This window comes from Curtobacterium flaccumfaciens, assembly GCF_013359815.1.
In the GTDB taxonomy this organism is placed as follows: Bacteria; Actinomycetota; Actinomycetes; order Actinomycetales; family Microbacteriaceae; genus Curtobacterium; species Curtobacterium flaccumfaciens.
The window spans coordinates 347,823-373,772 of record NZ_JABMCF010000035.1 but is presented as its reverse complement, the minus strand read 5'-3'; the positions used below and the strand labels follow the sequence as shown (position 1 = coordinate 373,772).

26 protein-coding genes and 1 tRNA gene are annotated in these 25,950 nt (G+C 70.8%); 10 read left to right on the top strand and 17 right to left on the bottom strand.

Annotated features, from left to right (window positions below; genetic code table 11):
• Positions 1-35 precede the first annotated feature (35 nt).
• From HP445_RS07915 to HP445_RS07900, 4 genes are all read left to right on the top strand, one after another.
• Positions 36-884, top strand: coding sequence for a fumarylacetoacetate hydrolase family protein (locus HP445_RS07915; RefSeq protein ID WP_128780587.1), 849 nt, complete (start codon positions 36-38; stop codon positions 882-884).
• Positions 884-1,669: an SDR family NAD(P)-dependent oxidoreductase gene (locus HP445_RS07910; RefSeq protein WP_128780586.1), complete on the top strand. Its 786-nt coding sequence runs from the start codon at positions 884-886 to the stop codon at positions 1,667-1,669. The genes HP445_RS07915 and HP445_RS07910 overlap by 1 nt, the downstream gene beginning before the upstream one ends.
• Before the next feature lie 100 nt (positions 1,670-1,769).
• The gene (locus HP445_RS07905; protein ID WP_110862381.1) at positions 1,770-2,447 is read left to right on the top strand and encodes a FadR/GntR family transcriptional regulator; all 678 of its coding nucleotides are present in this window, start codon (positions 1,770-1,772) and stop codon (positions 2,445-2,447) included.
• A 96-nt stretch (positions 2,448-2,543) separates the two neighbouring features.
• Complete coding sequence (locus HP445_RS07900; protein ID WP_110865416.1) at positions 2,544-2,819, top strand: GlsB/YeaQ/YmgE family stress response membrane protein; 276 nt, start codon at positions 2,544-2,546, stop codon at positions 2,817-2,819.
• A 93-nt stretch (positions 2,820-2,912) separates the two neighbouring features.
• Here the strand turns inward: HP445_RS07900 and HP445_RS07895 are convergent, their stop codons facing one another.
• From HP445_RS07895 to HP445_RS07855, 9 genes are all read right to left on the bottom strand, one after another.
• Positions 2,913-3,881: an aldo/keto reductase gene (locus HP445_RS07895; protein WP_128780585.1), complete on the bottom strand. Its 969-nt coding sequence runs from the start codon at positions 3,879-3,881 to the stop codon at positions 2,913-2,915.
• Positions 3,878-4,222 carry an L-rhamnose mutarotase gene (locus HP445_RS07890; protein WP_128780584.1) on the bottom strand — a complete coding sequence of 115 codons (345 nt, stop codon included), beginning with the start codon at positions 4,220-4,222 and terminating at the stop codon, positions 3,878-3,880. Before HP445_RS07890 ends, HP445_RS07895 begins: the two co-directional genes overlap by 4 nt.
• Positions 4,222-5,547: an alpha-L-fucosidase gene (locus HP445_RS07885; RefSeq protein WP_111030695.1), complete on the bottom strand. Its 1,326-nt coding sequence runs from the start codon at positions 5,545-5,547 to the stop codon at positions 4,222-4,224. Before HP445_RS07885 ends, HP445_RS07890 begins: the two co-directional genes overlap by 1 nt.
• Before the next feature lie 50 nt (positions 5,548-5,597).
• Positions 5,598-6,488: a carbohydrate ABC transporter permease gene (locus HP445_RS07880; protein WP_111092779.1), complete on the bottom strand. Its 891-nt coding sequence runs from the start codon at positions 6,486-6,488 to the stop codon at positions 5,598-5,600.
• On the bottom strand, positions 6,481-7,455 hold the full coding sequence (locus HP445_RS07875) for a carbohydrate ABC transporter permease (RefSeq protein WP_111032368.1): 975 nt from the start codon (positions 7,453-7,455) through the stop codon (positions 6,481-6,483). Before HP445_RS07875 ends, HP445_RS07880 begins: the two co-directional genes overlap by 8 nt.
• Before the next feature lie 108 nt (positions 7,456-7,563).
• Positions 7,564-8,799: an ABC transporter substrate-binding protein gene (locus tag HP445_RS07870; RefSeq protein ID WP_217499764.1), complete on the bottom strand. Its 1,236-nt coding sequence runs from the start codon at positions 8,797-8,799 to the stop codon at positions 7,564-7,566.
• Between the two features lie 45 nt (positions 8,800-8,844).
• Positions 8,845-10,182 (bottom strand): enolase C-terminal domain-like protein, encoded by a 1,338-nt coding sequence (locus tag HP445_RS07865; RefSeq protein ID WP_110863061.1) that lies wholly within the window; start codon positions 10,180-10,182, stop codon positions 8,845-8,847.
• 240 nt (positions 10,183-10,422) lie between these two features.
• Positions 10,423-11,016 carry a TetR/AcrR family transcriptional regulator gene (locus HP445_RS07860; protein ID WP_128780582.1) on the bottom strand — a complete coding sequence of 198 codons (594 nt, stop codon included), beginning with the start codon at positions 11,014-11,016 and terminating at the stop codon, positions 10,423-10,425.
• Between the two features lie 77 nt (positions 11,017-11,093).
• Entirely contained in the window at positions 11,094-13,154 is a 2,061-nt protein-coding gene (locus HP445_RS07855; RefSeq protein ID WP_175330796.1) for an MDR family MFS transporter, read from the bottom strand.
• A gap of 169 nt (positions 13,155-13,323) precedes the next feature.
• Here HP445_RS07855 and HP445_RS07850 point away from each other — a divergent pair, with 169 nt between their 5' ends.
• Positions 13,324-14,274: a phosphotransferase family protein gene (locus tag HP445_RS07850; protein ID WP_128780580.1), complete on the top strand. Its 951-nt coding sequence runs from the start codon at positions 13,324-13,326 to the stop codon at positions 14,272-14,274.
• 71 nt (positions 14,275-14,345) lie between these two features.
• On the top strand, positions 14,346-14,735 hold the full coding sequence (locus HP445_RS07845) for a hypothetical protein (RefSeq protein ID WP_110893574.1): 390 nt from the start codon (positions 14,346-14,348) through the stop codon (positions 14,733-14,735).
• Between the two features lie 34 nt (positions 14,736-14,769).
• Here HP445_RS07845 and HP445_RS07840 read toward each other — a convergent pair whose 3' ends face one another.
• Complete coding sequence (locus tag HP445_RS07840) at positions 14,770-16,227, bottom strand: SPFH domain-containing protein (RefSeq protein ID WP_128780579.1); 1,458 nt, start codon at positions 16,225-16,227, stop codon at positions 14,770-14,772.
• 175 nt (positions 16,228-16,402) lie between these two features.
• Positions 16,403-17,230, bottom strand: a complete 828-nt coding sequence (gene nadE, locus HP445_RS07835) for an NAD(+) synthase (RefSeq protein ID WP_110863289.1) — start codon at positions 17,228-17,230, stop codon at positions 16,403-16,405.
• A 453-nt stretch (positions 17,231-17,683) separates the two neighbouring features.
• On the opposite strand from nadE, the gene HP445_RS07830 reads away from it, so the two are divergent.
• Both HP445_RS07830 and HP445_RS07825 read left to right on the top strand, forming a co-directional pair.
• Positions 17,684-18,121 (top strand): MarR family winged helix-turn-helix transcriptional regulator, encoded by a 438-nt coding sequence (locus HP445_RS07830; RefSeq protein ID WP_111030686.1) that lies wholly within the window; start codon positions 17,684-17,686, stop codon positions 18,119-18,121.
• A gap of 208 nt (positions 18,122-18,329) precedes the next feature.
• Positions 18,330-19,757 (top strand): MATE family efflux transporter, encoded by a 1,428-nt coding sequence (locus HP445_RS07825; RefSeq protein ID WP_128780578.1) that lies wholly within the window; start codon positions 18,330-18,332, stop codon positions 19,755-19,757.
• Positions 19,758-19,950: 193 nt separating this feature from the next.
• Here the strand turns inward: HP445_RS07825 and HP445_RS07820 are convergent, their stop codons facing one another.
• Positions 19,951-20,550 (bottom strand): copper resistance CopC family protein, encoded by a 600-nt coding sequence (locus tag HP445_RS07820; RefSeq protein ID WP_128780577.1) that lies wholly within the window; start codon positions 20,548-20,550, stop codon positions 19,951-19,953.
• 41 nt (positions 20,551-20,591) lie between these two features.
• The gene (locus tag HP445_RS07815; RefSeq protein WP_155896891.1) at positions 20,592-20,759 is read right to left on the bottom strand and encodes a hypothetical protein; all 168 of its coding nucleotides are present in this window, start codon (positions 20,757-20,759) and stop codon (positions 20,592-20,594) included.
• Positions 20,760-20,981: 222 nt separating this feature from the next.
• Here HP445_RS07815 and HP445_RS07810 point away from each other — a divergent pair, with 222 nt between their 5' ends.
• Positions 20,982-21,695: an alpha/beta hydrolase gene (locus tag HP445_RS07810; RefSeq protein ID WP_128780576.1), complete on the top strand. Its 714-nt coding sequence runs from the start codon at positions 20,982-20,984 to the stop codon at positions 21,693-21,695.
• Between the two features lie 91 nt (positions 21,696-21,786).
• Here the strand turns inward: HP445_RS07810 and argG are convergent, their stop codons facing one another.
• A complete protein-coding gene (gene argG / locus HP445_RS07805; RefSeq protein ID WP_042540079.1) occupies positions 21,787-23,229 on the bottom strand; it encodes an argininosuccinate synthase in 1,443 nt (480 codons plus the stop codon).
• Positions 23,230-23,333: 104 nt separating this feature from the next.
• Between argG and HP445_RS07800 the strand changes: the two genes are divergently transcribed.
• Entirely contained in the window at positions 23,334-23,786 is a 453-nt protein-coding gene (locus HP445_RS07800; protein ID WP_128780575.1) for an HTH domain-containing protein, read from the top strand.
• A 43-nt stretch (positions 23,787-23,829) separates the two neighbouring features.
• Here HP445_RS07800 and HP445_RS07795 read toward each other — a convergent pair.
• The 3 genes from HP445_RS07795 to HP445_RS07785 all read right to left on the bottom strand — a co-directional run bounded on the left by HP445_RS07795 (position 23,830) and on the right by HP445_RS07785 (position 25,795).
• Positions 23,830-23,904, bottom strand: a tRNA-Arg gene (locus tag HP445_RS07795).
• 13 nt (positions 23,905-23,917) lie between these two features.
• Positions 23,918-25,021, bottom strand: coding sequence for an epoxide hydrolase family protein (locus HP445_RS07790; RefSeq protein ID WP_128780574.1), 1,104 nt, complete (start codon positions 25,019-25,021; stop codon positions 23,918-23,920).
• A gap of 48 nt (positions 25,022-25,069) precedes the next feature.
• Positions 25,070-25,795: a GntR family transcriptional regulator gene (locus HP445_RS07785; RefSeq protein ID WP_164941170.1), complete on the bottom strand. Its 726-nt coding sequence runs from the start codon at positions 25,793-25,795 to the stop codon at positions 25,070-25,072.
• Positions 25,796-25,950 lie beyond the last annotated feature (155 nt).

The window sequence follows — 25,950 nt, the reverse complement described above, 5'->3', positions numbered from 1 at the left end:
CTGGTTGCGCCGGTGCAGCCGGAGAGCGAGGAACGATGCAGTTCGCACGACTCGGCCCCGCGGGCGGCGAGATCCCCGTCGCGGTCGACACCGACGGCGAGGTCCTCGACCTCCGCCCGATCACGACCGACATCGGCGGGGCCTTCCTGGCGTCCGACCCGGTCGCCCGCGTCCAGCACGCGCGGAGCGCCGGAGACCTCCGAGCGCTGCCCGACGCCGAGGGTCTCCGCCGCGGAGCACCGGTGGCCCGTCCCGGCAAGGTCGTCTGCATCGGCCTGAACTACCGCGACCACGCCGCCGAGACCGGCGCCGAGATCCCGACCGAGCCGATCGTGTTCATGAAGGACCCGATGACGGTGATCGGCCCGGACGACGAGGTCCTGATCCCCCGCGGCAGCGAGAAGACCGACTGGGAGATCGAACTCGCCGTCGTCATCGGGCAGACCGCCCGCTACTGCGACTCCGACGAGGCCGCGAGCGCCTGCATCGCCGGCTACGCCATCGCCAACGACGTCTCCGAACGGGCATTCCAGCTCGAGCGCGGCGGGCAGTGGGACAAGGGGAAGTCCTGCGAGACGTTCAACCCGCTCGGCCCGTGGCTGGTCACCCCCGACCAGGTCGACCCGGCGGCGCTCGCACTCCGGCTCGCCGTCAACGGCGAGGTGCGGCAGGACGGCACCACCGCCGACATGATCTTCCGACCCGTCGAGATCGTCCGGTACCTGTCGCAGTTCATGGTGCTGTACCCGGGCGACGTCATCAGCACCGGCACCCCGGCCGGGGTCGCCCTGGCCGGACACGCGCCGTACCTGCAGCCCGGCGACGTGGTCGAGCTCACCGCCGACGGGCTCGGCTCGCAGCGCCAGACAGTGGGAGCAGCCTGATGGACGACACGACCGCCCAGACCGGCACGACGGGGACGCCCGGCACCCACGCGGGTCTCCGCGCGATCGTCACCGGCGGCGCCTCCGGCATCGGCGCGGCCATCGCGGCCGCACTGCAGGAGCGCGGCGCAGCGGTCGCCGTGCTCGACCTGCAGCCGTCCGCCGCCGAGGGACTCGTCTCCGTCACCTGCGACGTGTCGTCCGACGAGTCCGTCCGTGCCGCCGTCGCGTCGGCCGTCGACCAGCTCGGCGGTCTCGACGTGCTCGTGAACAACGCCGGCATCGGCGCCCAGGGGACGGTCGAGGACAACACCGACGACGAGTGGCGCCGCGTGTACGAGGTCAACGTGCTCGGCGCCGTGCGCCTGTCCCGCGCCGCACTCCCCCACCTCCGAGCGTCGGACAGCGCGAGCATCGTCAACACGTGCTCCGTCGCGGCCACCGCCGGGCTGCCCCAGCGGGCGCTCTACTCCGCCACGAAGGGGGCGATCTCCGCACTCACCCGCGCGATGGCCGCCGACCACGTCCGCGAGGGCATCCGCGTCAACGCCGTCAACCCCGGCACCGCCGACACCCCGTGGATCGCGCGACTCCTGTCGTCCGCGGACGACCCGGCCGCCGAACGCGCCGCACTCGAGGCACGCCAGCCGCACGGACGTCTGGTGCAGGCGGCGGAGGTCGCCGAGGCGGTCGCCTACCTGACGAGCCCGCTCGCCCGGTCGACGACGGGCGTCGAGCTGGCGGTCGACGGCGGGATGCAGGCACTCCGGCTGCGGCCGGCCTGATGGTCGTCCCGCGGCTCCGCCGCACCGGCCTGGAGGCCCGTCCCGGGTATCGTCGGGACGTCCCGTCGCGCACGCGGCCGGGTCCACAGGAGGTGGTGACGTGGCGTCGTTGACCGACGATGCGATCGCACGCATCCAGCAGATGATCGTGAGCGGCGAGCTCCAACCCGGCCAGCGCCTCCCGCCCGAGAAGGAACTGAGCGAGTCGCTCGGGCTGTCCCGCAACAGCCTCCGTGAAGCGGTGAAGGCGCTCGAGCTGATCCGCGTGCTCGACGTCCGACGCGGCGACGGCACCTACGTGACGTCGCTCGAACCGGGCGTCCTGCTCGAGGCGGTGTCGTTCGTCGTCGACATGCACCACGACCGGTCGCTCGTCGACCTGCTCGAGGTGCGCCGCATCCTGGAACCGGCGTCCGCCGTCCTGGCGACGGCCCGTGCCACGGAGCAGCAGATCGACGAACTCGCGACCCTGATGCAGTCCGTCGGCGAGGACACCGGCGTCGAGGACCTCGTCGCCCACGACCTGCTGTTCCACTCGACCATCGCGGGCATCGGCGGCAACCAGTACCTGTCCGGGCTGCTCGACGCCCTGTCGAGCAAGACGGTGCGGGTGCGGGTGTGGCGCGGACTGACGCAGAACGGGTCGGTGCAGCGCACGCTCGACGAGCACGCGGCCATCGTCGACGCCATCCGGCGCCGGGATCCGCAGCTCGTGCAGGCCCTCGTCGTGTCCCACGTCGAAGGTGTCGAGCGCTGGTTGCGGCGCTCCCTCGACTGAACCCGACAATCCTCCCAGGAACCTCGGAGTTGTGTCGGTCCTCGGCCCTGACTCCGGCAACCATGCCGCGGCAACCGCACCCACGAGGAGGACACCGTGCTCGGTCTCATCATCAGCTTGATCATCATCGGACTCATCGCCGGCGCTCTCGCCCGGCTCATCATCCCCGGCAAGCAGAACATCGGCATCCTCATGACGATCGTCCTGGGCATCGTCGGCTCGTTCGTCGGCGGGTTCCTCGGCTACCTGATCTTCAACCACGACGGGAACGACGGCTTCTTCCAGCCCGCCGGCATCATCGGCTCGATCATCGGCGCCATCATCGTGCTGTTCATCTACACGCGCGTCGCCGGCCGCGGTTCGCGCCGCTAGGCACCACGTGTTGCCGGTCCGACCGGCGCACCACCGAAGTCACCCCGAACCACGCAGACGCGTGGTTCGGGGTGACTTTCGTCGTACGTGGCGTCACATCGCGAGCAGGCCCGCTGCACGCAGGTCGTCCCAGAGCGCCTCGGGCACGACGGCGGCGGCCCGGGCGACGTTCGAGCGCACCTGGTCGGCGGACTGCACCCCGAGGGCGATCGCCGCGACCGCCGGGGCCCGACGCGGGAACGCCAGCGCGGCCTCGGGCAGCGTGACCCCGTGGCGCTCGCAGACGTCGGCGATGGAATTCGCCCGCGCGAGCAGCTGCGCGGAGGCCTCGGCGTAGTCGTAGGTCGCACCCGCCGAAGGGCGCTCCTGCCCGAGCAGCCCCGAGTTGTAGACCCCGACCGCCACGACCGCGACGCCCAGCGACGCACACCGGTCGACGAGCGCCGCCGCCGGTTGCTCGAGCAGGGTGTACCGCCCGGCGAGCATGACGACGTCGCAGAGCCCGGTGTCGACGGCCGCCGACAGCGCCTCGACGGAGTTCGACCCGACGCCGACCGCCCGCACGACGCCCTCGTCGCGGAGCTCGGCGAGCGTCGGCAGCGCCTGGGTCAGACCGTCGGTGAGTGAGTACACGTCCGGGTCGTGCAGGTAGGCGACGTCGACGTGGTCGAGCCCGAGCCGGCCGAGCGACTCGTCGAGCGAGCGGCGCACGCCCAACGGCGACGGGTCCCACTGCCGCACGGTGTCGTCCGGCACCGCGAAGCCCCCGGACGCCAGGTCGTCGCCGTCACCGCGCCCGGGCACGAGCACCCGCCCGACCTTCGTCGACATGAGGAACTCCCTCCGGGGGCGTCCGGCGAGCGCCGCCCCGAGCCGCCGTTCGGACAGGCCCAGGCCGTAGTGCGGGGCGGTGTCGAACCCGCGGACCCCGGCGTCCCACGCGGCGTCGACCGTAGCGCGGGCGTCGTCGTCGGACACCGGACGGAGCAGGTTGCCGATGCCGGCCCCGCCGAACCAGAACGGACCGCGGTCGAGGTCCAGGTCCAGGTCGAGGGCCGTCACGGGTCCACCTGGTCCGCGTGGTGCACCTGGTCCGCCAGCGACCAGACCCGTGGGACCCCGTCGTCGTCGCCCGAGTAGTCGTCGTCCGCCTCGAGCAGCGGGTTGATCGTCTCCTGCCACTCGGCGTTGACCGGGTCGTCGGCGAGCGCCCGGCGCATCGCCCGGTGGTCCTCGACCTCGATCAGGTGGACCAGGTCGAGCCCGTCCCGCCAGATCGTCCAGTCGTGCACGCCGGCCTCGCGCAGTCGCGCCGCGAGCGCGGGCGGGACCGAGGCGTGCACGGCGTCGTACGCCGCCTCGTTCCCGGCCCGCAGTCGCGTCCGCGTCAGGATCCGCTGCATCAGTCGCGCAGGAACAGCTCGACGACGGGCACGGCGACGTCGGGTCGCACGATGGGCAGCGTCAGGGTGAGCGTGCCGGCGGGCTGGCCGCCGAGCCCGGTGTTCTGCGCCCGGGTGCCCGGCGGGATCTCGCGGAAGTGGATCTCCGATGCGTCGTTGAGCAGCTGCGCGTACGCCACCCGGCCGGCGAGGTCGGGCAGGTGCACGTGCTCGAACGGCCACGCGAACAGGTGCAGGTACAGGCGGTTGCCGTTCTGCGTGTAGACGGTGTTCCGCGGGGCGACGAACCGCGACGGCCCCGCCCCGTACACCGAGCGAGCGTGCTGGTGCATCCACGTCCCGATGCCGTCGAGCGTCTGCCGCGAGACCCCGTCGAACTCACCGCGACCGGTCGGGCCGATGTTGAGCAGCATGTTCCCGTTGTTCGAGACGCCGTCGACGAGCATGCGGACGAGCAGGTCGACCGGCTTCAGGTTCAGGTTGTCGCGGTCGTAGCCCCACGAGCCGTTCAGCGTCTGGCAGGCCTCCCACGGCACCGGGACGCCGTCGACCTCCATCGGCTTGTCGGGCTGGTACTGCTCGGGGGTGACCAGGTCACCGGGGATGTCGAGCCGGTCGTTCACGATGATGCCGGGCTGCAGCCGCTTCGTCAGCGCCATGAGCTCCTCGGACCCCCACTCGTCCCGGCCCTTGCCGCCCCAGATGTCCTCGTGGTCGTTGTCCCGGTACGAGAAGTCGTAGAACAGGTAGTCGATCTGCCCGTAGTCGGTGAGCAGCTCCTCGACCTGACCGTGGAGGTACTCGCGGTAGCGCGACATGTCGCGGCCCTCGTTGAACGCCTCGATCTCCTCCGGCGAGTCGTCGCGCCGGGGGTGCACGCCGTCGACGGTGAAGTCCGGGTGGTGCCAGTCGATGAGCGAGTGGTAGAAGCCGACCCGCAGCCCTTCGGCACGGACGGCGTCGACGAACTCGCGCACGATGTCACGGCCGAACGGGGTGTTCGTGGACTTGTAGTCGGTCAGGGCGGTGTCCCACAGGCAGAAGCCCTCGTGGTGCTTCGTGGTGAGGACGACGTACTTCATCCCCGCCTGCCGTGCCCGACGTGCCCAGTCCGCGGCGTCGAACAGGTCCGGGTCGAAGTGGTCGAAGTACTTCTGGTAGTCCTCGTCGGTGATCCGTTCGCGGTTCTTCACCCACTCGTGCCGTGCCGGCAGGGCGTACAGCCCCCAGTGGATGAACATGCCGAACCGGTCGTGGGAGAACCACGCGGGGAACCCCGCGGAGTCGGTCGCGGTCTGCGGCTCGGCAGGTGCGGTGATGGTCATGAGGCCAGTGTTCCTTTCAGTGGAGGACGAGAGAGGGCCGGTCGGCGGTGTCACCGGCCGCCGAGACCGCTGGTGACGATCCCCTTGACGAGGTGCTTCTGGAGCAGGATCAGCAGGACCACCGTGGGCAGCATCGAGATCACCGACGCCGCCATCACGAGGTTCCACTCGGAGCCCTGCTGCCCGAAGAACTGCTGCAGGCCGAGCGGGATGGTGCCACGGGCCTCGACGTCGTTGACGATGACGAGCGGCCAGAGGAACGAGTTCCAGTACGCGATGAACGAGAAGACGGCGAGGACCGCCATCGTCGGTCGGGCCAGCGGGAGCATCACCGAGAAGAACGTCCGGATCGCTCCGGCACCGTCCACCCGGGCGGCGTCGTCGAGCTCCTGCGGCACGGTGAGGAAGAACTGCCGCACCAGGAACGCGCCGAGTGCCGTGAACGCCCACGGGATGATGAGCGCCTGGAACGTGTCGACCCACCCGAAGCCCTGCATCATCACGTACATCGGGATGACGAGGACGTCCTGCGGGATCATCAGCGTCGCCAGGAACAGGACGAACACCGTGTTCCGGCCGCGCCACCGCAGTCGTGAGAACGCGTAGCCGGACAGCACCGCGACGGCGACGTTGATCGCCGTGCCGGCCGCGGCGACGAAGACGCCGTTCAGGATGAACCGGGCGAACGGCAGGTACGTGAACGCCTGTGCGTAGTTGCCCCACTCGATGGACGAGCCCCAGAGCGTCGGCGGGGTCGTGAACACGTCGGCCGACGGCTTCAGGCTCGTCGCCACCATGTAGATGAGCGGCGAGACGAACAGCAGGGCCACCAGGCAGAGCAGCACGTAGCCCACCGCGTGGCGCACCCGGCCGGTCTGCCGGTGCGTGCGGGGCAGCGCCCGCGGGTTGATCGTCCGGTTGGACGAGGTCAGCTCACTCATAGTGCACCCACCGCTTCTGTCCGAGGAACTGGATGGCCGTGATGCCGAGGATGATGACGAACAGCACCCACGCTCCGGCCGATGCGAGTCCGAGCTGCTGGGTCTGGAACCCCGTGTTGTAGATGTACTGCACCAGGGTCTCGGTGGCGGTGCCGGGGCCGCCCTTCGTCAGGACGAACGGCTGCACGAACACCTGGAACGAGGTGATCAGGGTCATCATCGTCGCGAAGAAGATCGACGGCGAGATGAGCGGGAACTTGATCCGCCAGAACATCTGCCAGGCGTTCGCCCCGTCGAGCTGCGCAGCCTCGATCTGGTTCTCCGGCACCGAGTCGAGCGCTGCCGAGAAGATCAGCATGTTGTAGCCGAACCCCTGCCAGACGCTCATCGCGACGACGGCGAGCATGGCCCAGTTGTCGTCGGCCAGGAAGTTCGGTGCGTTCACGCCGACGGTCGACTGCAGCGTCGCGTCGATGGCACCGCCCGGCTGGTACAGCATCCGCCAGACGACGACGTTCGCGACGATCGGCGTGATGGTCGGGATGAAGAACAGCACGCGGAAGACGTGCCGGTGGCGGATCTTCGGCGTGAGCCAGGCCGCGAGCCCGAGGGACACGACCAGGTTGAGCGGCACGTAGAGCACGACGAACAGCACGGTGTTCAGCGTCACGGTGCGGAAGATGGGGTCGGAGAAGAGCTGCGCGTAGTTCGACAGGCCGGCCCACGAGCGTTCGCCGAGCATCGGCCAGTTCATGAAGCTCACGACGAGCGACGCGAGGATCGGGAACGCCGTGAACACGACGAGGCCGATCGAGTGCGGAGCGGCGAAGGCGGCGCCCCACCAGGAGCGGCGGCCGAGCTCGGCGTCGGCGCCGCTGTCCTTCCGGCGCGGAGCTGCGCCGGTCGCGACCGCGACCGCGGGGGCGGGCAGCGCCGCCTCGGCGGGTGGGTCCTGGATGGTGGTCATGCGACGACCTCCTCGTCGTTCGCGCGGTCCTGGTCAGGGGATGGGACAGGCCGGGAGGCGCGGGGCGGGGTCCACCCGCGCCTTCCGTCCGTCAGGGGGTGACGCCCGTCACTGCGAGCCGAGCTGGCTCGCGATGGACGACATCGTCTCCTTGCCGGAGGTCTGTCCGTTCACCGCCTGCAGGGCGTACTGCGCGAAGAGCTGGTTGAGCTGGTCGCTCTGCTTGTTGCCGGGCAACGGGGTGGCGTTCTCGAGCCCGGTCTTCAGGGCGTCCTCGACCCCGTCGATGCCGGCGTTGTCGTACCAGGCCTGCTGCGCCGCGGTGCGTGCCGGGAAGGCGCGACCCTGCTCGGCGAGGGAGGTGAGCGTGGCCTCGTTCGTCATCGTGGTGATGGCCTTGAACGCCTGCTCGGGGTACTTGCACTGCTTCGAGATGCCGAAGCCCGACCCGGCGGCGAACGAGCTGGGGCCGTCCGTGCCCGAGGGGATCGTCGTGATGCCGAGGTCGAACTTGACCTTGGCCTTCTGGCTGATGATCGACCAGGGGCCATCGCTGTACATGGCGACGTCACCGGACACGAACGCGTTGTCGTCGGTGGAACCGTCGGTGCTCGCCTGTGTGGCGTAGCCGTCCTTCACCAGACCGCCGATCCAGTCGAGCCCCTCGGCGAACTCCGTGTTCGAGGCGTCGAGCGTGCCGTCGGCCCCGATGACCCGACCGCCGTTGTAGCCGAGGATCATCGACTCGAGGGGGATGTCCTCGACGCTCGTGCCCCAGATCGGTGTGCCGGCGGCCTTGAGTTGCTTCGCGGCGTCCTCGAACTCGTCGACCGTCCAGCCCGGCTTCGGCTCGGGGACGCCCGCCTTGTCGAAGATGTCCTTGTTGTAGAACATGACCATGGGGCCGGTGTCGTACGGCAGCCCGTAGAGCTTGCCGTCGACCTTCATGCCGTCGAGCCCGGTCTGGTCGTACTCGCTCAGGTCGAGGTCGGCCTGCTTCGCCATGTCGTCGATCGGCACGAGCACGTCCGTGTAGTTCGCGGCGCGGAGCGACTGGATGCTCACGATGCACGGGGCGGTGCCGGTCGACAGCTGCGTGCGGAGCTTCGTCCAGTAGTCGTTGAACGGGGAGCCCTGGATCGACACGTCCACGTCGTCGTCGGTCTTGACGGTGTCGGCGACCTTCTGCCACGCGGCCTTGTCCTCCTTCCCGGCGATCCACATGGCCCAGGTGAGGGAGTCCTCGGACTGACCGTCGCTGGCGTTGCTGCCAGCGGAACAGCCGGTGAGCACGAGCACGGCAGCTGCTGCTGCCGCCAGCCCGGCGGTGCGTCGTCGTTGCATCGGTGTCTCCACTTCGTCGTGGTGATGGGGTGTGCGGTGGGGTGTTCAGGCGACCCGGACGGCGTCCGGGACCCGATCGGGATCGGACTCGGCCCAGACCGGGCCGTCCGGGAACGCGTGGGTGGTCAGGGTGTCGGCGAGCATCTCGGTGCCGGCGCCGGGCGTGGTCGGCGGCCAGTAGCGGCCGTCGTGGACGTCGACCGGTGTCACGAAGTGCTCGTGCAGGTGGTCGACGAACTCGATGCACCGGGTGTCGAGGTCACCGGTCAGGGCGACCGCGTCGAACATCGACAGGTGCTGCACCGCCTCGCACAGGCCGACGCCGCCGGCGTGCGGGCACACACGGACGCCGTGCTTGGCGGCGAGGAGCAGGATCGCCAGGTTCTCGTTCACCCCGGCGACCCGGGTGGCGTCGATCTGCAGCACCGACATCGACCCGGCCTGGATCAGCTGCTTCGCGATCACCCGGTTCGCCATGTGCTCCCCCGTCGCGACCGGGATCGGGGCGATGCGCCGGGCGATCTCGGCGTGGGCGAGGATGTCGTCCGGGCTCGTCGGCTCCTCGACCCACGCGACGTCGAAGGGGCGGAGCCGGTCGATCCACGCCACGGCCTCGTCGACGTCCCAGCGCTGGTTCGCATCGATCGCGATCCGGACGTCCGGGCCGACGGTGGCACGGGCGATGCCCATCCGTCGGACGTCCTCGTCGACGTCGCCGCCGACCTTCAGCTTGATCTGGGTGAACCCGTCGTCCACGGCTTCCCGGCACAGCCGCGCGAGCTTCTCGTCGTCGTAGCCGAGCCAGCCCGGGGTCGTCGTGTAGGCACGGTAGCCCGCACGCTCCAGGCGCGCTCGACGTTCGGCACGCATCGGTTCGGCGGCGCGGAACAGTTCGAGCGCCTCGGCCGGGGTGATCGCGTCGGTCAGGTACCGGAAGTCCACCAGGTCGACGAGCTCCTCGGGGCGCAGGTCGGCGAGCAGGGCCCACAGCGGCTGCCCCGCACGCTTCGCACGCAGGTCCCACAGGGCGTTCACCACGGCGCCGATCGCCATGTGCATGACGCCCTTCTCCGGGCCGAGCCACCGCAGCTGCGAGTCGTGCACCATCGCGCGCCAGGTGCCGCCCATGTCGGCGAGGACCGCCTCGGCATCGGCGCCGACGACGTGCCCACGGAGGGCTGCGATCGCCGACTCCTGCACCTCGTTGCCGCGGCCGATGGTGAAGACGAAGCCGGTGCCGACCAGGCCGTCGAGCGCGTCGGTGGTGAGCTCGACGTAGGCGGCGGAGTAGTCGGGTGCGGGGTTCATGGCGTCGGACCCGTCGTGCTCTCGCGAGGTCGGGAACCGGATGTCGTGCACGTGCAGACCGGTGATGCGGCTCATCTGTGTCTCCTGCCGTCCGGTCTCCGTCGACCGAACGGTGCAATCAAAACATCCGATGTCTCGCGCGTCAAGAGCCTTGTTCTTGCGATTTTGGCGAAAGTGGTCGCCCAACCGTCCGATGACTGCGCGACCGACGGCGTGGACGCGACAACGGCCTGGAGGCGCGGTGCGGGTCCGACCCACACCGCGCCTCCAGGCCGTGGTCGCCCCGCGCCGGGGGCGACACGATGGTCACGCTGGTCAGGCGGTGGCGAGCCGCCCCATCTCGGCGACGACCGCGCGCAGCCGCGCCGCGAGCTCGTCGCGGGAGCCGTCCGCCGACCGGTGGGCGGACTCGATCACGGCGGCCATCACGAGGGTGGTCGCGGTCCGCGCGGTGTCCTCATCGACGCGCTCGGCGGCGACCGCCAGCACGGTCTGCCGCGCGTGCGCCATCCACTGCATCATCGCCGGGACCATCTCGGGGCGGGCTCGGACGAGCTCCTTCATGCGCCGGCGATCCTGCGGCAGGGTGACCGTGTGCGCGACGAGGTCGCAGAGGTCCGACACGAGCGGCCCCGTGGAACCGAGGAACGCAGCGCGCGCCGCGTCCGGGACCGTCGTCGCCGGCAGTCCGAGGGCTGCCTCGGCCTTCGACGGGAAGTAGTTGAAGAACGTCCGCGGGGAGACCCCGGCGTCCGCGCAGATCTGCTCGACCGTCACCCCGGCGAGCCCGTGGTCGGTGACCAGGGCGAGTGCCGACCGGTGGATGGCCGACCGGGTCTGCTGCTTCTTGCGTTCCCGCAGGCCGCAGTCGCTCGCGACGAGGTCCTCGGTGGTGGTGGGCTGGTGCACGTGCTGCGCTCCGTCCTGCTCTCGGGTCCGTGCGACGCCGGGCCTCCGCGTCGTGTGACGGGGAGGCCCGGCGTGGTTCAGACCTGCGACCGACCGCCCTGGACGGGGATCGAACCGGTGACCGGAGCGGTGGGCGAGCCCATCGTGTCCGCGGCCCGCACGGCCTGCGCCTCGAGGTCGTCGGCGGTGCCGGCGTCGTCCGCCTGTTCCTGCAGGGCCGAGCTCTTGCGGAGCGGCGGCGCCTTGAAGAAGAAGCTCAGGACGAACGCGAGCAGGATCACCGCGAAGCCGACCCAGTAGACGGTCACGGCCGAGGCGTTGAACCCGGACATGAACGGCCGGGTCAGGGCCGAGTCCGCACCGTTGAGGTACGACGTGTCGCTCGTCTCGGCGTTCGAGTCGCTCGAGTCGTTCGCGCCCTTGTCGATCTGCTTCGACAGTTCCGGTGCGAGCTGGTCCACCCAGTAGGTGCGCTGCCCCGAGTCCGACCAGTCGACGACGAGTCGGCCGTCCTGCACGCTCGCCTGCGCCTTGTCGGCGGCGGCGGTGAGCGCCTGCTGCTGCACGGCATCGGGAGCCCCGGCAGTGGCCTGGGTCACCTGGTCGGTGGCGGTGTCGAGTCCGGACTGCACCTGCTGCTGGAGCGGGGTGACGATCGGGTTCCAGATCTGGTCCATGACGCCCTGGTTCGCCTTGGCGCTGGCGACCTCCGGGTCGAGCGCCGCGCTGAGGGCGGGCTTCAGGTTCGACTCGTCCGCCGTGGCGTGCAGGATGTTCGTCGGCATGAGCGAGAACAGGACGGACAGCAGGACGGCGGTGCCGAGCGTGCCACCGATCTGGCGGAAGAACGTAGCGGACGACGTCGCCACACCCATGTCACGCGGCTCCACCGAGTTCTGCGATGCCAGGGTGATGCTCTGCATGAGCTGGCCGAGCCCGAGGCCGATCAGGAACATGCCGATCATCAGGAACCACAGCGGCTTGTCGATCGTCATGAACGTCAGGACGACGTAGCCGAGCGACACCAGGGCCGTGCCGATGACCGGGAAGATCCGGTAGCGGCCGGTGCGGGCCACGATCTGCCCCGAAGCGATCGAGGCGATCATCAGGCCACCGATCATCGGCAGCGTCGCGAACCCGGACTCGGTCGGCGTCAGGCCGGTGACGATCTGCAGGTAGAGCGGGATGGTGAGCATCGCGCCGAACATCGCGAAGCCGACCAGGAAGCCCAGGATGGTCGCCATCGAGAACGTGCTCGAGCGGAAGAGCTTGAGCGGGATGATCGCGTCGTCCTGCATGCGGGTCTCGATCGCCAGGAAGGCGACGAGGCCGAGCGCACCGATGACGTAGCAGGCGATCGCGCTGGCCGAACCCCAGCCCCACGTGCGGCCCTGCTCCGCGACGAGGAGCAGCGGGGCGAGCGTGACGATGACCGAGGTCGCGCCCCACCAGTCGATGCGCGGCTTGGCCTTGGCCTCGCCGAACTTCGGCAGGTGCAGGAACGCGATCACCATGAGGAGCGCGGCGACGCCGATCGGCACGTTGATCAGGAACACCCAGCGCCAGCCAGTGATGCCGACGATCGAGCTCGCACCGGCGAACAGGCCGCCGATGAGCGGGCCGATCACGGACGAGATGCCGAAGACCGCCAGGAAGTAGCCCTGGTACTTCGCGCGCTCACGGGGCGCGAGGATGTCGCCCATGATCGCGAGCGGCAGCGACATCAGCGCACCCGCACCGATGCCCTGGAACGCGCGGAAGGCGGCGAGCATGGTGATCGACGTCGACAGGGTCGAGAGCAGCGACCCGAGGATGAAGACCGCGATGCCGAAGATGTAGAGCGGGCGACGGCCGAAGACGTCGGAGAGCTTGCCGTAGATCGGCGTGGTGATGGTCGACGCGATCAGGTAGGCCGTCGTGACCCAGGCCTGCTGGTCGAGGCCGTGCAGGTCGTCGCCGATCGTGCGGATCGCCGTGCCGACGATGGTCTGGTCGAGCGACGACAGGAACATGCCCGCCATCAGGCCGTAGATGACGAGCAGGATCTGGCGGTGCGACATGATCGGCTTGCCCGGCGTGTTCGCCGGGGAGTCCTGTCGTCCGCGCGACACCTCGACGGGTGCGGTGGCAGTGGACATGCGGAGTTCCTCACAGGGGATGTGGCGTGGTGGTCGTCGGCCTGGTCGGGACCCCGAACGGGTATCAACCTTGCAGGCTCTGCAACTTTACACCGCAGGCACCTTTGCTGCCAACGCAAAGTTGCCGAGCATGCACGTTCGTGTACGGGTTCTCAGGTAGCGTCGGCGCATGGGGCGAACCACCTGGACCGATGTACCGACGACGCTGCGGCAGCAGGTGGAGGGGGTGCTGGGCGGTCCGGTCGTGACCGCCGAGTCCCAGGCGAGCGGGTGGTCTCCCGGCAGCGCCGACCGGGTGTCGACCGCGGCGGGACGACGGGCGTTCGTGAAGACCGTGTCGCGCTCGCGCAACGAGGCAGCCCTCGAGCTGCACCGCCGCGAGGCCGCCGTCATGGCCCAGCTGCCGACCACCGTGCAGGCGCCACGGCTGCTCGACGCGCTGCATGCCACGGTCGACGGCGACGACTGGGTCGCGCTCGTGCTCGACGACGTCGCAGGCCAGCACCCGGGGCGGCACCTCGACGGATCGGACACGACGGCCGTGCTCGACGCACTCCACACGCTGCCGCCCGCGACCGGTGGGCTGGCGACGCTCCCCCGCATCGCCGAGGACCTGCGCGGTGAGTTCGGAGCCTGGGACCGGATGCTGGCCGACGACGCGGACGCCGTCCGTGTCGCCGAGGTCGTCCCGCCGCACGTCCTCGACGCCGGGCCCGCGATCGCCCGCGCGGCAGCGGGAGCCGCTGCACTCGTCGACGGCGAGCACCTCGTGCACGCCGACTGCCGAGCGGACAACCTGCTCGTCGACGACGCCGGGCTCGTCTGGGTGGTCGACTGGCCCTGGGCGAGCGTGGGCGCGCACTGGCTCGATCCGCTGACCTACCTGCTCGACACGCTCGTCCGCGGTGAGGACGCCGACGTCGAACACCACCTCGCCACGCACCCGGTCTTCGCCGAGGTGCCGGCCGACACGATCGACGCCGTGCTGGCCGGGCTCGCCGGGCTGTTCTTCGAGCACGCCCTGCCCCCGGCGCCGCCGAACATGCCCACGATCCGCGACTTCCAGCGGCGCGAGGGCGTGGCCGCCGCCGAGTGGATGCTCCACCGCTGGGCCGACTGACAGCGCGCCCGCCCGAGCGGGGGACGCATCTGTCCAGGGAGCGCAGCGCACCGGAGCGTACGGTCCACCGCATGACTGACGAGCACCGCACCCCGCGTCCCGAAGACGACGCCGCGCGCCTCGGTCTCGTCGTCGTCGGCGAAGCAGCAGCCCTGCAGTCCGGCGACGAGGCAGCACTGGACGCGAGCGAGCAGAACATCCGCGACACGATCGACGAACTGGTCGACGAGCCCCTGACCCCGCGGCAGGAGGAGGTCGTCGAGCGACTCGCCTCGGCCGGCGGCACCCTGACCGCCGGACTCAGCGGCGCCCTCGCCGCCCAGAGCGGTCGCAGTGTCGACGACGTGCTCGAGGGTGCGGCTCGCAGCGTCGTCTGGCAGCAGCGGCTCGCCGACGAGCGTGAGGACGCCGGCGCACAGCAGCGCGACCCGCAGAACGAGAACGGGCGCGACGAGGGCTGATCCCCCGTCGCGCCCGCTGCAGGCACCCGCTCGGTTACTCGGCCGGTTCGACCTGCGGCACCGACTGCCCGCGCACGACGGCACGGGCAGCCGCCTGACCCGTCGTGGTGCTCTTCACGATGTCACTCAGGGTGAACCCGGCGGTGGCACCGAGCAGCGCGTCCACCTCGCTGAACTGGCTCACGACGCTCTTCGACAGTGCACCGGCGCCGTCGGAGGACACCACGGTGAGCGAGTCGATGTTGCTCATCGGAGCGGCGAGTTCGCGAGCGATGCTCGGCAGCGTCTCGATCGCCTTGACCCGCAGGACGGCCTCGGAGTGCTGGGCGAGCGCGTCGGCCTGCGCCTTGGTCGCATCGGCCTCGGCCTGACCCTTCGCACGGATCGCGTCGGCGGCGGCTTCACCTTCGGCGCGTGAGGCGTCAGCGGCGAGCTTGCGGGCATCCGCCTCGGCCTTCGCCTCGGCCGCGACGGCCTCGGCGGAGATCCGGCGGGCCTCGGCCTGGGCGCGGGCGGTCTCGACCTGGGCCCCAGCGGCGGCTTCGGCCTCGACGCGGGTCTTGCGCGCCTGGGCCTCGGCGACGGCGGAGACCTCGGACTCGAGCTCAGCACGGCGCAGTTCGGCACGCTTCTGCGCGGTGATCTGCTCCTGCTCGACGACGCCCTGGGACGCACGCGCCTGGGCGAGCGGGCCGGCGGCAGCGGCCTCGGCGGACGCACGGTCGGCGTCGAGCTGCAGCGCGGCACGGCGGATGGCCAGGGTGTTCTCGGCCTCGGCGATCGCCTGGTCGGCGGTCGCGCGGGCTTCTCGCGCTTCACGGTCGGCCTGGGCCTCGGCGTTCTCGGCCTCGAGTCGCACGCGTGCACGCTCGGCACGGCCGAGGTCGCTGATGTACTCGTTGCGGTCCGAGATGCCCTTGATCTCGAACGAGTCGACGTCGAGCCCCTGGCTGTGCAGGGCGTCCTGCGCGACGGTGAGGACCGCGACGGTGAGCTGATCACGGTTCCGGATGATCGTCGAGACGTCGGTCGCGCCGATCGAGGCACGGAGCGAGCCGGACAGGACCTCGCGCGCGAAGTCGTCGATCTTCTTCTCCTGGCCGAGGAACCGCTGCGCTGCCGCCCGGATGGACGCGTCGGCCTCGCCGACCTTGACGAGCGCCACGGCCTCGACGTCGATGGTGACGCCGCGGGAGTCCTGCGCGTTGACGTTGATGTCGATCGCACGCGAGCTGAGCGACAGCTTCGCGACCTTCTCGAAGAAGGGGCGGACGAGCACACCGGCGCCGAGCACGACCTTGATGCCGGACTCGACGGTCTCGGTGCCGTCGGCGTTCTTGACCTTGCGAGAGCGCTTGCCGGTGATGATGAGCGCCTCGTCGGCACCGGCGTTGCGGTACACGACCTTGGCGTAGATCAGCGCGATCACGGCGAGGACGATGATCCCCACGATGATCAGCGGGACGGCTCCGAGCGCGAACAGGACTTCCATGACTCCCCCTCCGGACCAGGCGCCAGCCTGGATTCCGCATCTGTTGTTCCGTTGGCTCCCATCCTAGGAGCGCACGCGGACAGCCGGGGCGCGCAGGGAAGGGTTGGGGACAACAGGAAGGAGGCGCGGTGCAGGTTCACCTGCACCGCGCCTCCCGGCCGTGTCGCGTCAGCGCCTACGCGCCCGCACGCCACCAGTCGTCGAAGGGCGTCGCCGGCACCTGGCGCTTGTGCTCGGTAGCGCGGTAGCGCGACTCGATCGCCTCGGCGACCTCGACCGGCACGTCGTGGCCCTGCAGGTAGGCGTCGATCTCGGCGTAGGTGAGACCGAGGTTCGCCTCGTCGGTCTGCCCGGGCAGTTCGTCGAGCAGGTCGGCGGTGGGTGCCTTCTCGTACAGGCGGGCCGGTGCGCCGAGGTGCTCGAGCAGCTGCCGCCCCTGGCTCTTCGAGAGCCCGGTGAGCGGGGTGAGGTCGACGCCGCCGTCGCCGTACTTGGTGAAGAAGCCCGTCACCGCCTCTGCCGCGTGGTCCGTGCCGACCACCAGCAGGCCGCGCTGCCCGGCGATCGCGTACTGGGCGACCATGCGCATGCGCGCCTTGACGTTGCCCTTGACGAAGTCGCTCAGTTCGACGCCCGAGGCCGCGGTGTCCTGCATGACCCCGTCGACGCCGTGCTCGATGTTCACGGTGACGCCCGGGTCGGCCGCGATGAACTGCAGGGCGAGCTGGGCGTCGTCCTCGTCGGCCTGCACGCGGTAGGGCATGCGGACGGTCGTGAACTCGGCCGGGTGCCCCTCGGCGCGGAGCGACTCGACCGCGAGCTGGGTCAGGCGGCCGGCCAGGGTGGAGTCCTGCCCGCCGCTGATGGCGAGGAGGTACCCCTTCGCCCCGGTCGTCAGCAGGTAGTCGCGCAGGAACCCGACACGACGGGCGACCTCCTGCTCCGGGTCGATGGTCGGCTGGACGTTGAGGTCCGCTGCGATGGCGGCTTGGAGTTCACGCACCACCCCAGTATCACGCCGATCCGGCTCCGTGGACCGGCGGGTTCCCGAAGACGTCGATCGGAGCGACCGGGAGGTCCGGGGCGGCGGTGACCCGATCACCACCGCCCCGGGGATCCGCGACGACCCGAACGCGTCGCGGACCCGGTGAGGCGAACGCCGGTACCCGCCGGCGCCCGTCCTGGTCAGGCGCGACGAACTCGTCGCACCGGGATCGCGGTGGGTGGTCCGTGGTGTGGCACGGTGCCTCCTCCCCCGACGGGGTCTCCGCCGCTGATCCGCCCCCGGTGGTGACCCAGGGGGTGTGGGACCCGTCGAACGGGCCGAGGGCGGCTGGTGAGGCCGCTTGCTGTGGAAGGTATCAGGGTCCGGGCAGGACTCCACACCCCCGTTGTGGGGTCATGACCGGGACTGCCTTCGTTGACAGTTCGATGGCTAACAGTTAGAGTCCTGATCATGCAGGCACCGGACTTCACGACACCGCTCCAGCTCATGCGGTGGATCGGATGGGCACAGCGCAAGGGCGCCGAGGAGTGGGTCCGTGAACGCGACCTCACCCACGAGCAGTCCTTCGTGCTCGGGTACCTGCAGGAACACCCCGGCGCCATCCAGCGGGACGTCGCCGAGGCCACCCGGACCAGCGCGGCCAGCGTCTCGAGTCTCCTGCAGGGGCTCGAGCGGCGTGGCCTGATCGAACGACGACCGGACGCCACGAACGGGCGGACGAAGACGGTGCACGCCACCCAGGCGGGCATCGACCTCATCGCCGGGTTCACCGACGCGATGGTCGCCCTCGACGACTCCCTGCTCGCACCCCTCGACGAGGACGAACGCGAAACCCTGCGGCGACTGCTGCAGAAGGTGACCGCGGAACTCGCGCCGCCGACCCGCTAGCCGCACCACCGCACCACCGCGCCACCGGCGCCACGCGCACCACCCGCGCCACCGCACCGACCCGCTCCACGCACCACGCGCCTCCCGGCCGGATCCGCCGGCGCGCCCTCGCGAACCCGCGATCCCGCGACCCCACCGGTCGCGCGCTCCCCCCTGCCGTGCCGGCGTCCGTCGGCGCGCCCACCGTCATGCCCGGAAGGGAACCGTCATGTCCTCCACCACCACCGCTGCGGCGACGAACCGCTGGTACCTCTCCGCTGCCCCGATCGCCCGAGCCCTGGTGCACCTGTGCGTGCCGATGGCCGCCGCGATGGTCGTCAGCGCCCTGTACAACGTCATCAACGCGGGCTTCATCGGCGCCCAGCACGACACATCCCTGCTCGCCGCGATCACCTTCGGCACGCCGCTGCTCGGCCTCGTGATGGCCGTGGGCGGGGTGTTCGGCGTCGGCGGCAGCGCGTTGATGTCCCGGCTGCTCGGCGCCTCGGAACACGATCCCGACAAGGCGCGGGACATCAAGCACGTCGCCTCGTTCGCCCTGTGGGGAGCCGTCGTGACCGGCGCCGTGCTCGGCGTCGTCGGACTCCTGCTGCTCCGCCCGCTCGTCGCCGTCCTCGGTGCCGACGCGGCAGCCGTACCCGCCACGAGCGAGTACGTCGCCGTGATGCTCGCGTTCGTCCCCGTCCTCGCCGCGTCCTTCGCGCTCGAGCAGATCGTCCGCTCGGAAGGCGCCGCGAGGCAGGCGATGATCGGCCTGGTCCTGTCCACGGTCGGCAACCTGGTGTTCGACGTCCTGTTCATCCTGGGGCTGCACTGGGGTGTCGGCGGCGCCGCACTCGCGGTGGGCCTGGCCAACGTGGTGTCGATCGCCTACTGGGTGACGTGGCTGCAGCGGAACAGCGAGAACGTCAGCTTCGCGCCGAAGTGGTTCACCCTGCGTGCGGACATCCTGAAGCCCGTGTTCGGCATCGGCGTCGGCGAGCTGCTGCAGTCCGCGTTCCTCATCGTCACGACACTCGTCCTCAACAACCTCGCCGCCGCCTACGGTGACGACCCGCTGGCGGCGATGGGCGTCGCGGTCCGCATCGCCCAGGTGCCGGAGTTCCTGGTGATGGGCGTGACCATCGGCGTGCTGCCGCTGCTCGCCTACGCGTTCGGAGCGGGTGACGCAGCTCGACTGCGCTCCGGCCTGCGCGCTGCGGCCCTGACCGTCGGCGGCATCGTGCTCGTCTTCTCCGGGACCGTGTTCGTGTTCCGCGAGCAGGTCTTCACGATCTTCTCCGGTGACCACTCGGTGCTCGCGATCGGCATGACGATCCTGACGGCACAGCTCGTCGCCGCCGTCGTCAACGGGTTCACGGGGCTGCTCACCTCGCTGTTCCAAGCGACCGGGATGGTCATGCCCGCGATGGTGCTGTCGATGGCGCAGGGCGTGCTGTTCATCCCGATCGTGATCGCCGGCAACGTGTGGTTCGGGCTCGCCGGGATCATCTGGGCACTCACCGTCACCGAGGGCATCGTGTTCGTCGCCGCGGTCGTCCTCTGGCTGGCGACGCGGGGCCGCATCGCCCGAGGCCTGGCCGAGGGCAGCGCGGCGCGCGCCGACGCCGCGCTGGAGGCCGCCCCCGTGGCGTGAGGCGCGTCGCCCCCGGCGTCGCGTACCACGTGCGGACGGGAGGCCCGGTGCCGGTCCGGCGCCGGGCCTCCCGTCCGTCGCGTGGTCGCGTGACGTGCGCCGCGTGCGCTTGGTGAGCAGAAATGGTCGGGTGCGCGCGTGCGACCCGACCGTTCCTGCTCACGAAGTGGGCTGGCGCTACGCGCACTCCGCGCTACGCGCTGCGGCCGCGGCGCAGCAGCAGCACGACGACCGCGCCGGCCACCAGGACGGCTCCGGCGCCGAGGCCGATCCACACGCCCGGCGCGATGCCCGGCGACGAGGACGGAGCACCGTCCGAGGCTCCGGTGGCCGTCGCGGTGGCACTCGACGTCGGAGCGGTGCTCGCCGTCGGGGTCGGGGTGGCACTCGCGCTCGGGGTCGACGCCGGGGCTGCGGCCCGGTACTCGAACGCGAGCGTGCCCTCGATCGGGTGGCCGTCCGGCGACACGTACCGCCAGAGCACGGTGTAGCTGCCCTGGTCGAGGTCGACCGCGCGGCGCATGGTCGTCCCGGAGACGGTCACGTCACCCGTGGCGACGTCGGCGCCGGAGGCGTCGGTCACCTGGATCCGGAGTCCGGCGTCGAGGCTGGCGAGCGGCGCTTCCGAGAAGGTCAGGTCGACGGACTCGAGCGGTTCGGTGACGACCGCCCCGTCCGCCGGGGTACTGCTGGTCAGGGCCGAGTGGGCCGACGCGGGCTGGACACCGACGAGCGTCAGCAGTCCCGCCGCGACGATCGCCAGTGCCGCCGCCGTGGTTCGGGCTGTGCGCATGCGCAGACTCTACCGACGGCCGAGCGGCAGCCCGCTGGGGGTCAGAGCTGCTCGCCGAGGAAGTCAGCGTAGGTGGGCTCGTAGCGCGCTTCGCTGACGCTGACGAGCTGGTGGCCGGTTCCTTCGAGGCGTTCGGCGACGAGGGCGGCGAGGTCCTCGGGCGAACGGAGGCCGTGGCGGTGCCAGGCGTTCTGGATGGTGGCGGTCATGGCGACCTGCCCTTCGTCGAGATGATGCGCATCTCGGATCCGTCCGGGCCGACCCGCTGTGCCAGACCTCACAGATCGTGAGGAGCATCGTGACGACGAGTCCCTGATGACTGACCCGGTACCGCAACGATACGGTCGCGCCCGATCGCCGTCGAGATGGATGCGTTTCGCGGCTGACGGACGCGACGGACCGGCGAGGCGGGTGCGCTGTAGCGTCGGCCCATGGAGATCCTCTTCGTCCACGGCGCGCTCGTCCGCGACGGCGACTGGTGGTGGCAGCCCACCGCCGACCTGCTGTTCGAACGCGCCGGTGTCCGCAGTCGATCGGTGACACTGCCGTCCTGCGGCGAGGGCCCGTCCGGCCGCCCCGAAGGCGGGCTCGTCGAGGACGCGGCAGCACTCCGGGCCGCACTCGACCGCAGCGACGGCGCGATCGTCGTCGGGCACTCGTACGGCGGCACGGTCGTCGCCGAGGCCGGCCCGCACGATGCCGTCGAGCACCTGGTCTACGCGTCGTCCTACCTGCCCGACGTCGGATCGGCCCAGGCCGGGATCATGTCGGACGAGCCCGATCCGGTGGCGATCGGTGATGCCGGGGACGGAGCCCTGGCAGTGGTCGGGTACGACGCCTCGTCGTTCGGCGCGCGGTTCCTGCAGGACGCCGACCCGGAGGTGCAGCGAGCTGCGTGGGACCGCGTCACCGCCCAGTCCGCTGCCGCGTTCGTCACGCCGACCACCGCGGCGGGCTGGCAGGGCGTCGACTCCACCTACCTGGTCTGCACCGAGGACCGGAGCACCACCGTCGGCCTCCAGCGAGCGCACGCGGCACGGGCGACGCGGAGCGTCGACGTCCCCACCGGGCACCATCCCTTCATCACCCGGCCCGACCTGGTCGTCGAGCAGCTCGAGCTGCTGCTCGGGAGCACCGCGGCTTGAGACGTCACGACGACGGACGGGAGGCCCGGTGCCAGCTGGCACCGGGCCTCCCGTCATCAGGGGTTCGCGCCCAGGGCGCGGGTCCGCCCGATCAGTCGGTGCCGGAGTCGAAGGCCGCGCCCTCGGAGGCGAGGTCCGTGCGACGACCCATCGCGTCCTCGGCGTCGGAGGCGACGATCGCGCCGCCGAGGATCTCCTCGGCCTCGCCCGCCTCGAGCTCGCCGACGAGCTCGGCCGTCGCGCCACCGATGAGGCCGGCGGCGGCGTACTGCTCGAGCCGCGAACGGGAGTCCGCGATGTCGAGGTTGCGCATGGTGAGCTGACCGATGCGGTCGTCCGGGCCGAAGGCGGCGTCGCCGACGCGCTCCATCGACAGCTTGTCCGGGTGGTACGACAGCGCGGGACCCGTGGTGTCGAGGATCGTGTAGTCGTCGCCACGACGCAGGCGCAGCGTGACCTCGCCGGTGACGGCGGAGGCGACCCAGCGCTGGAGCGACTCGCGGAGCATGAGCGACTGCGGGTCGAGCCAGCGGCCCTCGTACATCAGGCGACCGAGACGGCGACCCTCGTTGTGGTACGAGGCGACCGTGTCCTCGTTGTGGATCGCGTTGAGCAGGCGCTCGTAGGCGATGTGCAGCAGCGCCATGCCCGGAGCCTCGTAGATGCCGCGGCTCTTCGCCTCGATGATGCGGTTCTCGATCTGGTCGGACGCACCCAGGCCGTGGCGGCCACCGATGGCGTTCGCCTCGTAGACCAGGGCGACCGCGTCGGTGTACTCGACGCCGTTGATCGCGACGGGGCGGCCGGCTTCGAACCGGACGCTGACGATCTCGGTCGCGACCTCGACGTCGTCACGCCAGGCGGCGACGCCCATGATCGGCTCGACGATGTCCAGGCCGCTCGACAGCTCTTCGAGGCTCTTCGCCTCGTGCGTCGCACCCCAGATGTTCGCGTCCGTCGAGTACGCCTTCTCGGTGGAGTCGCGGTACGGGAACCCGCGGGCGACGAGCCACTCGCTCATCTCCTTGCGGCCACCGAGCTCCTCGACGAACTCGGAGTCGAGCCACGGCTTGTAGACGCGCAGACGCGGGTTGGCCATCAGGCCGTAGCGGTAGAACCGCTCGATGTCGTTGCCCTTGTAGGTGGAGCCGTCGCCCCAGATGTCGACACCGTCTTCCTTCATCGCGCGGACGAGCATCGTGCCCGTCACCGCGCGGCCGAGCGGCGTCGTGTTGAAGTACGTCTTGCCGCCGGAGCGGATGTGGAACGCACCGGTCTGCAGGGCGACCAAGCCCTCTTCGACCAGGGCGCTCTTCGCGTCGACCAGACGGGCGATCTCGGCGCCGTACTCGTGGGCGCGGCTCGGGACGGCGTCGATGTCCGGCTCGTCGTACTGGCCGATGTCGGCCGTGTACGTGCAGGGGATCGCTCCCTTCTCGCGCATCCAGGCAACGGCGCAGGAGGTGTCGAGACCCCCTGAGAACGCGATGCCGACTCGTTCGCCGACGGGGAGACTGCTCAGGACCTTGGACACGGGGTCAATCGTACGGGGCCAGCGGGCTCGACTACCGTCCGGGGCGACGGTTGTGGAGAACTGACCTGCCACCTGACCCGCCGTCACACCAGGAAGGGATCGAGATGACTGCTGAAGCCCTCGACGTCCGGGCGGAACTCCGCGCGCTGATCGAGCACCGTTCCGTCGCGCTCGACGCGATCGCGCAGATGACCGGGATCTCGGAGTCCACGCTCTCCGCGTACCTGGACGACCCAGGGACCGAGCACCAGGGTCTGACCGCCCTCGGGACCGGGCTGACTCCCGACGAATCGCAGCGGCTCGCCGTCCTCGCAGCCATGCTGGCCGCTGCTCGGAGCGTGCCGGACGACGACCGCGTCCGGGGCATCCTCGAGGGGCTCACGCAGGTCTCCGGGCTGACGGTCGCGAACATCGCGTCGCTCACGGGGATCGCGGAGTCCGACCTCGACGCGTTCTCGAGCGATCCGACCGGGGTGAGCGCTGCGGTGAAATACACGATCGCGACCCGGACCTCGTACCTCGTGAACGCCGTCAACCTCGCGACACCGAGGCACTGAGCGGCATCAACGCGCGGCAGGGACTCGAACCACTTCGACCTGCTGGTGCCCCTGGAGGGACTCGAACCCCCAACCGTTTCCTTAGGACGGAACTGCTCTTCCATTGAGCTACAGAGGCTGGCCCGTCCACTCTAGCGGCGGAAGCCCTGCAGGAACGCGTGCAGTTCGTCGACGAACAGGTCGGGCTGCTCGAACGGCGCGAAGTGCCCGCCGCGGTCGAGTTCGTGGTGGAACACGAGGTTCGTGGTGCGCTCGAGCCACTCGCGCGGCGCCCGCACGATGTCGCCGGGGAAGATCGAGAACCCGGACGGCACCTCGACCCGTCGCTCCAGCTGGTCCGCCGGGATCGCCGCGTTCGCGTGGTACATCCGCATCGCCGAACCGATCGTGGCGGTGGCCCAGTACTCGGTCAGCAGCGCCAGGACCTCGTCGCGCGTGTAGACCGACCACAGGTCCCCGCCGCAGTCGCTCCACGCCCGGAGCTTCTCGACGATCCAGGCCGCGAGACCCGCGGGTGAGTCGTTCAGCCCGACGGCCGCGGTCTGCGGCTTCGTCCGGTGCAGCATCGCGTAGGCGCCCTCGGCGGTGCGCCACCGGTCGGTCGCGGCGACGAACTCCCGCTCGGCGGCGGACAGCGTCGACGGGTCCAGCCCCGGCCAGGCGAGCCCGCCGTCGATGCGGTGCACGGCGACGACCCGGTCGGGGTGGTCGAGCGCCAGGTAGCGGGCGACGTGCGTGCCGATGTCGCCGCCGGACACCGCGAACCGTTCGTACCCGAGGTCCGTCATCAGCGTCGCCCACATGCCGGCCACCTGCCGGGCATCGAGGACCTGCGGCGGTGCGTCCGAGAAGCCGTACCCGGGCATGTCCGGCACGACGACGTCGTACCCGGCGTCGACGAGCATCGGCAGCACCTTGCGGTACCGCCAGCCGGAGTCCGGCCAGCCGTGCGCGAGCAGGACCGGCAGGGCGTCGGACCGCTCGGCACGGGCGTGCAGGACGTGGATGCCGATGCCGTCGACGACGACACGGCGCGAGGGCAGCGCGGCGAGCTCGGCTCGGTGTGCGTCGAAGTCGAACCCGTCGGCCCAGTACTCGACGAGCGGGCGCAGGACGTCGAGGTCCACGCCGAGCGACCAGCCGACCCCGGCGGGCGCGTCCGGCCAGCGCGTGGCACGCAGCCGAGCGCGCAGGTCGTCGATGGTCGCGTCTTCGATGTGCGGTGTCTCGCCCATGCCGGCGACGCTAGTCAGCGCCACCGACGAACGGAAGCCCGCAGCCGATCAGGTCAGCGGTGCGTCCCGACCGGCCTCGAACAGCACCCGGATGGCGTCCGCCCGGATCCACCGCTCGCTCAGGCAGAGCGGTCGCTCGTCGTCGCGGTCCGACGTCAGGCTCTCGATGAACCAGCCGAGCGTGACCTCGTCGAGGTCCAGGTGCCGGGCGACGTCCTCGGACACCACGTCGGCGGTCGCACGGACCCAGCGGCGGTGCGGCGTGGAACGTCCCACCTGCCGGAGCACCTCGTACAGCGAGTCACTGACCTGCAGCGCCTCGGCGAGCTCGGGCACGATCGCCGGCGGGACCCACTCCACGCCCCACGCCGCTGGCAGGCCGTCGACCAGTGAGCGCCGGGTCAGGCGGTGCACGGGCGCTCCCGGCTCCAGGTCGAGGGACTCCGCGATGCGCGGCGGGACGGGGACGAGTGCGCACGACAGCGTCACGCTGGACGGCTTGCCTCCGGCCGCGCGGACGGTGTGGCTCCACGACGGTGCCGCACGCGAACCGATCAGGTAGTCGATGCGGCGTGCGACGAAACTGCCGACGCCCTTCACCCGGCGGATGCGGTTGCGCCGCTGCAGGTGCTGCAGCGCCGCCCGGGCGGCGGACCGCCCGACGCCGAACCGCGCCGCCAGCTCCGCCTCGCTGGCCACCCGCGAGCCGATCGGCAGATCGGCCAACTCGCCCTCCAGGGCGGCGGCGATGTCGAGGTATCGGGTCTCCGGCACGCTCGGACTGTAGCCGGTCCCCTGGCGGACCGCATGCCTGTCCGGACAGGCCGCCACGAGCCTCCCGGCGTCGTTCACCTGGCGGACACCTGCGCACCGTCTGCCCGCCACGGCGCACTCCGACGCTGGTCGGACCGCGCCGGTCCCGGCGTGAC

Bases quoted from the DNA above. Each gene is read 5' to 3' on its own strand.
- HP445_RS07915 (WP_128780587.1), top strand. From the start codon at position 36: ATGCAGTTCGCACGACTCGGCCCCGCGGGCGGCGAGATCCCCGTCGCG.
- HP445_RS07910 (WP_128780586.1), top strand. From the start codon at position 884: ATGGACGACACGACCGCCCAGACCGGCACGACGGGGACGCCCGGCACC.
- HP445_RS07890 (WP_128780584.1), bottom strand. From the start codon at position 4,222: ATGCAGCGGATCCTGACGCGGACGCGACTGCGGGCCGGGAACGAGGCG.
- HP445_RS07885 (WP_111030695.1), bottom strand. From the start codon at position 5,547: ATGACCATCACCGCACCTGCCGAGCCGCAGACCGCGACCGACTCCGCG.
- HP445_RS07880 (WP_111092779.1), bottom strand. From the start codon at position 6,488: ATGAGTGAGCTGACCTCGTCCAACCGGACGATCAACCCGCGGGCGCTG.
- HP445_RS07875 (WP_111032368.1), bottom strand. From the start codon at position 7,455: ATGACCACCATCCAGGACCCACCCGCCGAGGCGGCGCTGCCCGCCCCC.
- HP445_RS07870 (WP_217499764.1), bottom strand. From the start codon at position 8,799: ATGCAACGACGACGCACCGCCGGGCTGGCGGCAGCAGCAGCTGCCGTG.
- HP445_RS07865 (WP_110863061.1), bottom strand. From the start codon at position 10,182: ATGAGCCGCATCACCGGTCTGCACGTGCACGACATCCGGTTCCCGACC.
- HP445_RS07855 (WP_175330796.1), bottom strand. From the start codon at position 13,154: ATGTCCACTGCCACCGCACCCGTCGAGGTGTCGCGCGGACGACAGGAC.
- HP445_RS07850 (WP_128780580.1), top strand. From the start codon at position 13,324: ATGGGGCGAACCACCTGGACCGATGTACCGACGACGCTGCGGCAGCAG.
- HP445_RS07845 (WP_110893574.1), top strand. From the start codon at position 14,346: ATGACTGACGAGCACCGCACCCCGCGTCCCGAAGACGACGCCGCGCGC.
- HP445_RS07840 (WP_128780579.1), bottom strand. From the start codon at position 16,227: ATGGAAGTCCTGTTCGCGCTCGGAGCCGTCCCGCTGATCATCGTGGGG.
- HP445_RS07830 (WP_111030686.1), top strand. From the start codon at position 17,684: ATGCAGGCACCGGACTTCACGACACCGCTCCAGCTCATGCGGTGGATC.
- HP445_RS07825 (WP_128780578.1), top strand. From the start codon at position 18,330: ATGTCCTCCACCACCACCGCTGCGGCGACGAACCGCTGGTACCTCTCC.
- HP445_RS07820 (WP_128780577.1), bottom strand. From the start codon at position 20,550: ATGCGCACAGCCCGAACCACGGCGGCGGCACTGGCGATCGTCGCGGCG.
- HP445_RS07815 (WP_155896891.1), bottom strand. From the start codon at position 20,759: ATGACCGCCACCATCCAGAACGCCTGGCACCGCCACGGCCTCCGTTCG.
- HP445_RS07810 (WP_128780576.1), top strand. From the start codon at position 20,982: ATGGAGATCCTCTTCGTCCACGGCGCGCTCGTCCGCGACGGCGACTGG.
- HP445_RS07800 (WP_128780575.1), top strand. From the start codon at position 23,334: ATGACTGCTGAAGCCCTCGACGTCCGGGCGGAACTCCGCGCGCTGATC.
- HP445_RS07790 (WP_128780574.1), bottom strand. From the start codon at position 25,021: ATGGGCGAGACACCGCACATCGAAGACGCGACCATCGACGACCTGCGC.